The 12,079-nt window shown below is 64.4% G+C and carries 7 protein-coding genes, 1 pseudogene and 1 riboswitch; of the genes and pseudogenes, 5 read left to right on the top strand and 3 right to left on the bottom strand.

From position 1 onward, the window contains the following. The first annotated feature begins 116 nt into the window (after positions 1–116). Both ACVIN2_RS35710 and ACVIN2_RS35705 read left to right on the top strand, forming a co-directional pair. A complete protein-coding gene (locus tag ACVIN2_RS35710) occupies positions 117–1,331 on the top strand; it encodes an NADP-dependent isocitrate dehydrogenase (RefSeq protein ID WP_018456365.1) in 1,215 nt (404 codons plus the stop codon). A 96-nt stretch (positions 1,332–1,427) separates the two neighbouring features. Continuing rightward, on the top strand, positions 1,428–1,922 hold the full coding sequence (locus ACVIN2_RS35705) for a DUF3455 domain-containing protein (protein ID WP_456769195.1): 495 nt from the start codon (positions 1,428–1,430) through the stop codon (positions 1,920–1,922). 4 nt (positions 1,923–1,926) lie between these two features. Here ACVIN2_RS35705 and ACVIN2_RS35700 read toward each other — a convergent pair whose 3' ends face one another. Together ACVIN2_RS35700 and alaS are read right to left on the bottom strand one after the other, a co-directional pair. Further along, positions 1,927–3,153, bottom strand: a complete 1,227-nt coding sequence (locus tag ACVIN2_RS35700) for a cyclic nucleotide-gated ion channel (RefSeq protein ID WP_456769194.1) — start codon at positions 3,151–3,153, stop codon at positions 1,927–1,929. A gap of 4 nt (positions 3,154–3,157) precedes the next feature. Continuing rightward, complete coding sequence (gene alaS / locus ACVIN2_RS35695) at positions 3,158–5,851, bottom strand: alanine--tRNA ligase (RefSeq protein ID WP_456769193.1); 2,694 nt, start codon at positions 5,849–5,851, stop codon at positions 3,158–3,160. Between the two features lie 222 nt (positions 5,852–6,073). Continuing rightward, positions 6,074–6,162, top strand: a riboswitch (glycine riboswitch). Positions 6,163–6,305: 143 nt separating this feature from the next. Between alaS and gcvT the strand changes: the two genes are divergently transcribed. The 3 genes and pseudogenes from gcvT to gcvP all read left to right on the top strand — a co-directional run bounded on the left by gcvT (position 6,306) and on the right by gcvP (position 10,974). After that, positions 6,306–7,454, top strand: coding sequence for a glycine cleavage system aminomethyltransferase GcvT (gene gcvT / locus ACVIN2_RS35690; protein WP_456769192.1), 1,149 nt, complete (start codon positions 6,306–6,308; stop codon positions 7,452–7,454). An 11-nt stretch (positions 7,455–7,465) separates the two neighbouring features. Continuing rightward, positions 7,466–7,834, top strand: coding sequence for a glycine cleavage system protein GcvH (gene gcvH, locus ACVIN2_RS35685; RefSeq protein ID WP_456769191.1), 369 nt, complete (start codon positions 7,466–7,468; stop codon positions 7,832–7,834). A gap of 273 nt (positions 7,835–8,107) precedes the next feature. Further along, positions 8,108–10,974, top strand: a pseudogene (gene gcvP, locus ACVIN2_RS35680) (aminomethyl-transferring glycine dehydrogenase). A 125-nt stretch (positions 10,975–11,099) separates the two neighbouring features. Here gcvP and ACVIN2_RS35675 read toward each other — a convergent pair. Beyond that, positions 11,100–12,074 carry a hypothetical protein gene (locus ACVIN2_RS35675; RefSeq protein ID WP_456769190.1) on the bottom strand — a complete coding sequence of 325 codons (975 nt, stop codon included), beginning with the start codon at positions 12,072–12,074 and terminating at the stop codon, positions 11,100–11,102. Positions 12,075–12,079: the final 5 nt, after the last annotated feature.

Genomic DNA, 12,079 nt, shown 5'->3' with positions numbered 1-12,079 from the left:
TGGATGAGCTAAAAGTGCATAATCCCTTGGCTTTCGCCCGCTGCTATCAGGTGCTAAGAGGCGGCGGATATTCCCGTGGCGCGCCAAAGCGCCGTTCCCAAGAGGCTTCCCCGATCATGGCAAAAATCAAGGTGTCCAACCCCGTCGTCGAACTCGATGGCGACGAGATGACCCGGATCATCTGGCAGTACATCAAGGACAAGCTGATCAACCCGTTCCTGGATGTCGAGCTGCAATATTTCGACCTGGGAATGGAGTACCGCGACCACACCAACGATCAGGTCACCATCGACGCCGCCGAGGCGATCAAGAAGGTCGGCGTCGGCGTCAAGTGCGCCACCATCACCCCGGACGAAGCGCGGGTGAAGGAGTTCAACCTCAAGCAAATGTGGAAGTCGCCGAACGGCACCATCCGCAACATCCTCGGCGGCGTGATCTTCCGCGAGCCGATCATCTGCAAGAACGTGCCGCGCCTGGTTCCCGGCTGGACCAAGCCGATCATCATCGGCCGCCACGCCTATGGCGACCAGTACCGCGCCACCGACATCAAGTTCCCCGGCAAGGGCACGCTGACGATGAAGTTCGTCGGCGAGGACGGCACCGTCATCGAGAAGGAAGTGTTCAAGACCCCGGGCGCCGGCGTCGCGATGCAGATGTACAATCTCGACGATTCCATCATCGACTTCGCCCGCGCTTCGTTGAACTACGGCCTGCTGCGCAACTACCCGGTCTATCTCTCGACCAAGAACACGATCATGAAGGTCTATGACGGCCGCTTCAAGGACATCTTCCAGGACATCTACGAGCGCGAGTTCAAGAAGGAATTCGACGCGAAGGGCCTGACCTACGAGCACCGCCTGATCGACGACATGGTCGCCTCGGCGCTGAAATGGTCCGGCGGCTATGTCTGGGCCTGCAAGAACTACGACGGCGACGTGCAGTCCGACACGGTGGCACAGGGCTACGGCTCGCTCGGCCTGATGACCTCGGTCCTCCTCACACCCGACGGCAAGACGGTGGAAGCCGAAGCCGCCCACGGCACGGTGACCCGCCACTACCGCGAGCACCAGAAGGGCAAGGAGACCTCGACCAACTCGATCGCGTCGATCTTCGCCTGGACCCGCGGCCTGTCGCACCGCGCCAAGCTCGACAACAATGCCGAGCTCGCCAAGTTCGCGAACACCCTGGAGAAGGTCTGCGTCGACACCGTCGAGGAAGGCTACATGACCAAGGACCTCGCGCTCCTGGTCGGCGCCGACCAGCGCTGGCTCTCGACCACCGGCTTCCTCGACAAGGTCGCCGAGAACCTCGGGAAGGCGCTGGCGGCGTAAGCCGACCGCAATTTCGCCGGACTGGGCCGGACATCATCACGGGCCGCGCCGCAAGCGCGGCCCGTTCTTTTTGAGACCTTTCGTGGAGATGCGACCATGTCGATCAAGCTTGCCGTCCCCTGCCTGTTGCTGCTCGCTGGACCGGCTGTGGCCGCTGACCCGCTCCCCGACGCCATCGCAGCGCCCGGCGAGAGCGTCGTGCTCAGCGTCCACGCCGAGGGCGCGCAGGTCTATGAGTGCAAGACCGGCACCGACGGCAAGCTCGCCTGGGCTTTTCGCGAACCGATCGCGACGCTGCTGTCCGAGGGCAAGACGGTCGGCCGGCATTATGCCGGGCCGAACTGGGAGCACGCCGACGGCAGCGCCGTGGCCGCCAAGGTCGCCGGCAACGCGCCGGGCGCGACCGCGGCCGACATTCCCTGGCTGAAACTGGAAGTGACGACCCACCGGGGCAGCGGCGTCCTCACGCCCGTCACCACGGTTCAGCGCATCAACACCCATGGCGGCAAGCTCGAGGGTTCTTGCGACAAGGCCGGCGACTTCAAGAGTGCGCCCTACTCGGCCGAGTATGTCTTCCTGAAGAAGGGCTGAGCCCTCAGCGGTCGGTGCCGTCGCGCTCCGCCTGCGCCAGCTCCGCCACCGCAAGATCGCCGCTCCCCTCCAGCCGCGCCTTTGCGGTCTTGTGGACGTGCGCGGCAAGCGTCGGCATGCGTTCGATCAGGGCGTGAAAATCCTGGGCGTCGAGCACCAGCAGCCGGGTCTTGCGTGTCGCCGTCACCGTGCCGCTGCGTTTTGTCTTATGCAGCAGCGCGATCTCGCCGAAGAAGGTGCCGTCCGCGAGCCGCACCTGCTGGTTCGGCAGCGCGATCTCGACCTCGCCGGCGGTGATGAAATACATCGATGAAGCCGCATCGCCTCGCCGCACCAGGATCTCGCCCTGCTCGATCGTGCGCGCCCGCAGCAGCCGCATGATGTCGGCGATTTCGGATGCGCTGAGGTGCGAGAACAGGGGCACCCGCGCCAGCATGCCCCAGGTGACCACAAAGTCCCGCCGCTTCACCTCTTCCGCAAAGGCCGTCGAGATGATCGCGACCGGCAGCGCAATCATGGCGAATCCGCTGATGATGGTGAAGACGGAGATGAACTTGCCGAGCGCCGTCACCGGCACGACGTCGCCGTAGCCGACGGTGCCGAGCGTCACGATCGCCCACCACATCGCCTGCGGAATGGTGCCGAGCTTGTCCGGCTGCACGTCGCGCTCGATGGCGTAGAGTAGCGAGGCAAACGTCAGAACCGCGCCGATCAGGATGACGATGCAGCCGATCAGCGCCCGCCGCTCGGCGTGCACGGCGGCGAGCAGCGAGCGCATCGCCGGCGAGTAGCGCACCAGCTTGAAGAACGGCAGCACGCCGAGCGCCGCCAGCGTCGCATGCCGGCCCGTGGCCAGCACGATCGCAGCCGGCAGGAACGCGAGGAGATCGATGATGCCGAGTGCGGAGAAGACATAACTGAGCCGATCCGACAGCGCGGACGCCGGGCGCTGGGTATGGCCCGCCACCGTCCACAGCCGCGCGGCATATTCCAGCGCGAACACGATCACGGACAGGATGGAGATGCCCGCGAACAGCGCGCCGAATTGCGCATCCAGCTCCGGCACCGAGGCAAGGATCATCGCGGCGACGTCGAGTACGATGACGCCGATGACCAGCTGGATGAAGCGCGATCCGACCGAGTAGGCCAGCGGATCGTGCTCCAGCAATTCGTAGAGGCGATCCCTCAGATCGGGATCGCGAAGCCCACGTCCTCGCGGAACGGGGCGCACCTGCTTACGCGCCGGCCGATTTTTGTTCGATCATGGCTTTTTCGATCGCCGTGAGCGCCGCGGCCGCATTCGCGCCATCGGGACCGCCGGCCTGGGCCATGTCGGGTCGCCCGCCGCCGCCCTTGCCGCCAAGCGCTTCGGAGGCGACCTTCACCAGATTCACCGCATTGAAGCGCGAGGTGAGGTCGGCGGTGACGCCGACGACCACGCCGGCCTTGCCGTCCTCGGTGACGCCGACGATGGCGACGACGCCGGAGCCGATCTGCTTCTTGCCGTCGTCGGCAAGGCTCTTGAGATCCTTCATCTCGACGCCCTCGACCGCGCGCGCCATCAGCTTGACGTCGCCGACCTCGCGCACGCCGGAGGCCGCGCCGTTGCTCGAAGCTGCACCGCCGCCCATCGCCAGCTTCTTGCGGGCGTCGGAGAGCTCGCGCTCGAGCTTCTTGCGCTCCTCCATCAGCGCGGCAATGCGCGCCGGAACGTCGTCGATCGAGGTGCGCAGCTCGTGGGCCGCGGTCTTTGCCAGCGCCATGGTGTCGTTGGCGTGTTTTCGCGCGTAGTTGCCGGTTAAAGCCTCGATGCGGCGCACGCCGGAGGCAACCGCGCTCTCGCCCGTCAGCGTGATCAGCCCGATGTCGCCGGTGCGCCTGACATGCGTGCCACCGCACAGCTCGACCGACCAGCCGAGTGCGTTGGTGCCGCGCTCGCGCGCGGTCCGGCCCATCGAGACGACGCGAACCTCGTCGCCATATTTCTCGCCGAACAGCGCACGCGCTCCGGCCTCGCGAGCCTCCTCCACGCCCATGACGCGGGTCGAGACTTCGTCATTCTCCAGCACCACGTCGTTGGCGATGTCCTCGACGCGCGCAAGTTCTTCTGCCGTGATCGGCTTCGGATGCACGAAGTCGAAACGCAGTCGATCCGGCGCAACCATCGAGCCGCGCTGGGCGATGTGGTCGCCGAGCACCTGGCGCAGCGCCTCGTGGATGAGATGCGTGGCCGAATGGTGCGCGCGGATCGAAAAGCGCCTGCCGTGATCCACTTCGAGCTGCAGCGCGGTGCCGAGCTTCAGCTCGCCGCTCTCGACCGTGCCGACATGAACGAAGAAATCGCCGAGCTTTTTCTGCGTATCGGTGACGCGGAACTTGATGCCGCCCTCGCCGGTCAATATGCCGGTGTCCCCGACCTGGCCGCCGGACTCCGCGTAGAACGGCGTCTGGTTCAGCACGATCGCGCCGGTGTCGCCGGCCTTGAGGCTGGTGGCTTCCTTGCCGTCCTTGACCAGCGCAGTCACAACGCCTTCGGCGCTCTCGGTCTCGTAACCCAGAAATTCGGTTGCCCCCAGCTTCTCACGCAGCGGGAACCAGATCGCCTCGGAAGCAGCTTCGCCAGACCCCTTCCAGGATTCGCGCGCCTTGGCCTTCTGGCGCTCCATCGCATCGGTGAAGGAAGCCTGGTCGACGCTGATGCCGCGCGACTTCAGCGCGTCCTGCGTCAAATCGAGCGGGAAGCCGTAGGTGTCGTACAGCGTGAAGGCGACGTCGCCGTCGAACATGTCGCCCTTCTTCAAGGATGCGCTCTTCTCGTCGAGAATGGCGAGGCCGCGCGTCAGCGTCTTGCGGAATCGGGTCTCTTCCAGCCGCAGCGTTTCCTCGATCAAATTTTCCGCGCGCATCAAATCCGGATAGGCCTGGCCCATCTCGCGCACCAGCGCCCAGACCAGGCGATGCATCAGCGGCTCTTGCGCACCTAACAGCTGCGCATGGCGCATCGCGCGGCGCATGATCCGGCGCAGCACATAGCCGCGGCCCTCGTTCGAGGGCAGCACGCCGTCGGCGACGAGGAAGGCCGAGGAACGCAGATGGTCGGCGATGACGCGGAACGAGGCCACGGTCTTCTCGTCCGGTCCGCTTCCCAGAGCAGACGCCGTCGCATCGATCAAATGACGGAACAGGTCGGTCTCGAACACGCTGTCGACGCCCTGCATGATGGAGGCCATGCGCTCCAGCCCCATGCCGGTGTCGATCGAGGGACGCGGCAGCGCCACGCGCTCCTCCTTCGTCACCTGCTCGTACTGCATGAACACCAAATTCCAGAATTCGAGGAAGCGATCGCCGTCCTCCTCCGGGGAGCCCGGCGGCCCGCCCCAGATGTGCTCGCCGCGATCGATGAAGATCTCCGAGCACGGCCCGCACGGACCGGTGTCGCCCATCGCCCAGAAATTGTCCGAGGTCGGAATGCGGATGATGCGATCCTCGGAGAAGCCCGCGATCTTCTTCCAGAGGTCCGCCGCCTCGTCGTCGGTGTGGTAGACGGTGACGAGCAGCTTGTCCTTCTTGAGCCCGTATTCCTTGGTGATCAGCTTCCACGCCAGCTCGATCGCGCGCTCCTTGAAATAGTCGCCGAACGAGAAGTTGCCGAGCATCTCGAAGAAAGTGAGATGGCGCGCGGTGTAGCCGACATTGTCGAGATCATTGTGCTTGCCGCCGGCGCGCACGCATTTCTGCGACGTGGTGGCGCGCTGATAAGGCCGCTTCTCGACGCCGGTGAAAACGTTCTTGAACTGCACCATGCCGGCATTGGTGAACATCAACGTCGGATCGTTGCGCGGCACCAATGGCGAGGACGACACGATCTCGTGGCCGTTCTCGGCAAAGAAGTTCAGAAAGGTCGACCTGATCTCGTTGACGCCGCTCATGTTCATCCAATCGGGTGTGCTTGCACCCGCCTTCCAGCCATCCAAACCGCAAGTTTGGGCTGATATCTGCGGGTCAAAGCGCTTTTAGACAAGGCCAGCTTCGCTGTCCAGAAACTGTGCAGCCAGATCAAGGCGTTGCCGCAGTCGCGTAATCCGTTGGAAAGCTGCTTGAGCCGCGTTGACAGGCTTGGCCGGCCTGTGGTCTTTACCCATCTGTATCGTACGGCCACGTCGGGAGAGACCGGCACTGGTGCCGGCGCCGAAGGAGCAACCGCCCCGGAAACTCTCAGGCAAAAGGACCGCGTGGCTTTGACAGCATCTGGAAAGAGGCGCCGACGGGTTTAGGCCCGGACAGCGTCCGCCGACGGGATAATACTCTCAGGCACAGCGACAGATGGGGCTTCGACTGGTGTCCACGGGAAATCGTTCCCGGGGAACCGCCGAGGGCCCCCCGATGCTTGCGCGTGACGACAAAGACTCCCTGAAACGTACCCCCCTTTACGATCTGCATGTCTCGCTCGGCGGCAAGATGGTGCCGTTCGCGGGCTATGACATGCCGGTGCAATATCCGGCCGGAGTCCTGAAGGAGCACCTTCATACCCGCAACGCAGCCGGCCTGTTCGACGTCTCCCACATGGGCCAGATCGCACTCCGGCCGAAGTCGGGCAAGGTCGAGGACGCCGCCCGCGCGCTGGAACGGCTGGTGCCGCAGGATATTTTGGCGATTGCGCCGGGCCGGCAGCGCTACGCCCAGTTCACCAATGCCGAGGGCGGGATTCTGGACGATCTGATGGTCGCCAATTTCGGCGATCACCTCTTCCTGGTCGTCAATGCCGCCTGCAAGGCCGAGGACGAGGCGCATCTGCGCGCGAATCTCTCGGACGACTGCATCATCGAGCAGCTTGCCGACCGCGCGCTGATCGCGCTGCAGGGGCCGAAGGCGGAATCGGCGCTGGCGAAATTATGTGCAGAGGCGCCCGCCATGAAGTTCATGGATTCCGGCCCGCACCGGGTTGCCGGCCTCGACTGCTTCGTCTCGCGCTCCGGCTATACCGGCGAGGACGGCTTCGAGATTTCGGTCCCCGCCGGCGATGCCGAACGGCTCGCCAAGGCGCTGCTGGACAACGCCGACGTCATGCCGATCGGGCTCGGCGCCCGTGACAGCCTGCGGCTCGAGGGCGGGCTTTGTCTTTACGGCCACGACATCGATACCGCGACCACGCCGGTCGAGGCCGCACTGGAATGGTCGGTGCAGAAGAGCCGCCGCACCGGCGGCGCGCGTGCCGGCGGCTTCCCCGGCGCGGCAAAGATTCTGGCCCATTTCGACCACGGCGCATCCCGCCGCCGCGTCGGCCTGCGCACCGAGGGCCGCGCGCCGGTGCGCGAGGGCGCGCTGCTGTTTGCGGACGCAACCTCCGGCGAGCCGATCGGAAAGGTCACCTCGGGCGGTTTCGGCCCGAGCCTGAATGCACCGGTCGCAATGGGCTATGTGCCCACCGGATCAAGCGCGATCGACACAAAACTCTTCGCCGAGGTGCGCGGCCAACGCCTGGCCGTGCAAATCGCCGCCATGCCCTTCGTGAAAAACACCTACAAACGCTGAGGACTGAGAAAATGACCACGACGCTCTACACCTCCGACCACGAATGGCTCGCGATCGACGGCGATGTCGCCACCGTCGGGATCACCGACTACGCGCAGTCGCAGCTCGGCGACGTCGTGTTCGTCGAATTGCCCAAGCTCGGCCGCACGCTGAAGAAGGCGGAAGCCGCCGCCGTCGTGGAATCGGTCAAGGCCGCATCAGACGTCTACGCGCCTGTTACGGGCGAAGTGCTCGAGACCAACCCCGAGCTCGCGAGCGAGCCGGCGCTCGTAAACTCGGACGCGCAAGGCAAGGCGTGGTTCTTCAAGATCAAGATGGCCGACAAGAGCGAGCTCGGCGGTCTCATGGACGAAGAGGCGTACAAGGCCCACACGGCGTGAGATGAAGCAGACCCAACCGATCGTCATGCCCCGCGAAGGCTCAGGACTATCGCATGAGAGTGTACGCGATGTTCCCACAACGTCATGGCCGGGCTTGTCCCGGCCATCCACGGCCTTCGCGCGGCACCAAGAACGTGGATGCCCGGGACAAGCCCGGGCATGACGAGTTTGTGGCACGGACGTGCAGAAGCAATGTGATCTGATCCCCTTATGCGATTGCCCCTGCGCCTGCGGGCATGACGGCGACAAGAACATCTAAAGCGAGGACCCATGATGACCGCGCACCGCAAATCCAATGGCGACACCACCGGCTTCGTACGCCGCCACATCGGCCCCTCGGCACGCGATGTCACCGCGATGCTCGAGGCAGTCGGCGCAAACAGCGTCGATGCGCTGATGGCGCAGACGCTGCCCGCTTCGATCCGGCAGACGACTCCACTCGATCTCGGCAAGCCGCTCAGCGAGACCGAGGCGATCGCGCATATGGCCGAGCTCGCCGCCCAGAACCAGGTCTTCACCTCGCTGATCGGTCAAGGCTATTCCGGCACGATCCTGCCGGCGGTGATCCAGCGCAACATCTTGGAGAGCCCGGCCTGGTACACGGCGTACACGCCCTACCAGCCCGAGATCAGCCAGGGCCGGCTCGAGGCGCTGCTCAACTTCCAGACCATGATCTGCGATCTCACCGGGCTCGACGTCGCCAACGCCTCGCTGCTCGACGAAGCAACCGCGGCCGCCGAAGCGATGGCGCTCGCGGAGCGGCACTCGAAAGTTGAAGCAAAGGCCTTCTTCGTCGACAAGGACGTGCATCCGCAGACGCTTGCGGTGATGCGCACGCGCGCGGAGCCCCTGGGCTGGACCCTGGTCGTCGGCGATCCCCTTACCGATCTCGACAAGACCGACGTGCTTGGTGCGCTGCTGCAATATCCGGGCAGTTCAGGCGCCGTGCGCGACCTCAGGCCCGCGATCGCCAGCCTGAAGGCCAGGGGCGCGCTCGCGATCGTCGCGGCCGACCTGCTGGCGCTGACACTGCTCGCCTCGCCCGGCGAGCTCGGCGCGGACATCGCCATCGGCTCGGCACAACGTTTTGGCGTGCCGATGGGTTATGGCGGACCGCACGCGGCCTATATGGCGGTGCGCGATGCACTGAAGCGTTCGCTGCCCGGCCGCATCGTCGGCCTGTCCGTGGATTCGCGCGGGATGCCGGCCTATCGCCTCGCGCTGCAGACCCGCGAGCAGCACATCCGTCGCGAAAAGGCGACCTCCAACATCTGCACCGCGCAGGTGCTGCTCGCAGTGATCGCCTCGATGTATGCGGTCTATCACGGCCCCGAAGGCTTGACCCAGATCGCACGCAACGTGCATCGCCGCACGGCGGTGCTGGCCGCCGGCCTGCGCAAGCTCGGCTTTGTTCTACAATCCGACAGCTTCTTCGACACGCTCAGCGTGGGTTACAGGCGCGAAGCGTGCCGAGATCGTCGCGCGCGCGGCCGCCGAGAAGATCAATCTCGGCGTTGGCGACGACAGCTTGCGCATCGCGCTCGACGAGACCACGACGCCCGCGACGGTGGAAGCGGTCTGGCGCGCTTTCGGCGGCCAGCTTGCCTACGCCGAGATCGACGCGACCACACGCGAGGCGCTGCCGGAGGCGCTCAAGCGCGCGACCTCCTTCCTCACTCATCCCGTGTACCACGCGCATCGCTCGGAGACCGAGATGCTGCGTTACATGCGCAAGCTCAGTGATCGCGACCTTGCGCTCGACCGCGCGATGATCCCGCTCGGCTCATGCACCATGAAGCTGAACGCGACCACCGAGATGATGCCGCTGACCTGGCCGGAATTCGGCTCGTTGCATCCCTTCGCCCCGCGCGAGCAGGCCCGCGGCTATCACGCGCTGTTCGCGCGCCTGGAGAAGTGGCTGTGCGACATCACCGGTTATGACGCGATCTCGTTGCAGCCGAATTCGGGCGCGCAAGGCGAATATGCCGGGCTTTTGGCCATCCGCGGCTATCACGCGGCGCGTGGCGAGACCCACCGCAAGATCTGCCTGATCCCCTCCTCCGCCCACGGCACAAATCCGGCCTCGGCCGCGATGGTCGGCATGGACGTGGTGGTGGTCGCCTGCGAGAAGAACGGCGACGTCGACGTCAACGATCTCCGCGCCAAGGCCGAGAAGCATTCGAACGACCTCGCCGCCGTCATGATCACCTATCCCTCGACCCATGGCGTGTTCGAGGAGCATATCCGCGAGATCTGCGACATCGTGCATGGCCATGGCGGCCAGGTCTATCTCGACGGCGCCAACCTCAACGCGCAGGTCGGCCTTAGCAGGCCCGGCGATTACGGCGCCGATGTCAGCCATCTCAACCTGCACAAGACCTTCTGCATCCCGCATGGCGGCGGCGGCCCGGGCATGGGCCCGATCGGCGTCAAGGCGCACCTTAAGCCGTTCCTGCCGGGTCATCCCGCGACGGATGGGAATGCGCCGGTCGGCCCAGTCTCGGCCGCGCCGTTCGGCTCAGCCTCGATCCTGACCATCTCCTACATCTACATCCTGATGATGGGCGGCGAAGGCCTCAAGCGCGCCACCGAGATCGCGATCCTCAACGCCAACTACGTCGCAGCCAGGCTCGATGCGCATTTCCCGGTGCTCTACAAGAACGAAAAGGGCCGCGTCGCGCATGAGTGCATCGTCGATCCCCGCGCGCTGAAGACGACCTCAGGCGTCACCGTCGACGACATCGCAAAGCGCCTGATCGACTACGGCTTCCACGCGCCGACCATGAGCTTCCCGGTGCCGGGCACGCTGATGATCGAGCCGACCGAATCGGAATCCAAGGCGGAGCTCGATCGTTTCTGCGATGCCATGATCGCGATTCGGAAGGAGATCGCCGAGGTTGAAGCGGGTCGCTTCAAGATCGAGGCGTCGCCGCTCCGGCACGCCCCGCACAACCGTGCACGACATCGCGGACGACGATTGGAAGCGCGCTTACACCCGCGCCGAGGGCTGCTTCCCCGCAGGCACCTCGCGCACCGACAAATACTGGAGCCCGGTCGGCCGCGTCGACAACGTCTATGGCGACCGCAACCTGGTGTGCTCGTGTCCGCCGGTGAGCGATTATGCGGAGGCGGCGGAGTAACACGATGCGTAGGATTGGTAGAGCGTAGCGAAACCCATCCCTGCATTCCGGTCTAAGGATGGAAGTGCGATGGGTTTCGCTTCGCTCCACCCATCTTACAGCCTACGGCACACGATTTTATTTATCTAAGGCGCAACCAGCAATCGGCTTTCGCGATCCCATCGCCAAAGCCGTTCGTTGGTCAGCTCCGTGCCACCCCACCAGCGATAGATCCGGTTGTGGCGCCACATGTCGTCTTCGCGCGCAAAAATTGAACGCCCGAGTGCGGTCAGCGTGACCTTCCACTCGCTCTTGCCGAAGTAGCGGGCCTCATTGTCGAACGCCGGATCGCCCAAGAGGACCGCCGGCGCCGAATGTGCCCCCAATTCGAGCAAAGCATCGCGCGCGTCGTTTTCGTCGAACACATCTCGCATCCACCACGCTTCGGTGACACGCCTCGGGTCCGTGTGCCCGTCGTTCACAAAATCCAGAATATCCATTTCGCTGGCACCTAGGCCCGTGACGCTGTCCGGAAGCTCTTCAAGCAACGCAATGAGCGCTGGTCGAAGTCTCGGCAGCATCGTCATATCCGTCATCAGAAGATCGAAACAGGGCTTTGGCGTTTCAGCCCGATAGGCCTGCCAGGCGCGGCTGGCCGTAACCAAATGGTTGTCGGTCACCTTGAAGGCCGGCAGCTTCCATTTTGCGACAGACTCTGGAGCATAGTTGGCGACCTTGTCATCCGTATGCACCAGGCTGAGCTTCGTCGTGATCTCCTTGTAAGGGCGAAGCAGGTCGAGCAGCCAGACGAGTACGAGCTGATCGTTTGGTCGAGGATCAACCCACAATTCGATTGAGTCAAACTTCGTGCAGAGTTCGAAGAAACCGATATCGCGCGTGCCGAAACCTTCCAGCCAGTCTCGACAAACGTCGTCGAGCCAATGATCGCCTGGATTGCAGTGCTTTGCCGACCGCCGCTCCAGCCCCATTAAAAGCTGCTCTGCGGAAGGCAATTTCCTCCAGACGAAGCGCGTGTAGAAGCCGAGCGCGATATTCGCCAGTTTGGACTGGCGAAGCGTGTCTGCCGCAAGATGGTTCGTGGTCAAAATCAGATGTGACACGATCA

The sequence above is a fragment of the Bradyrhizobium sp. USDA 3650 genome (assembly GCF_054057395.1).
This window is presented reverse-complemented; position numbering and strand designations above follow the sequence as displayed.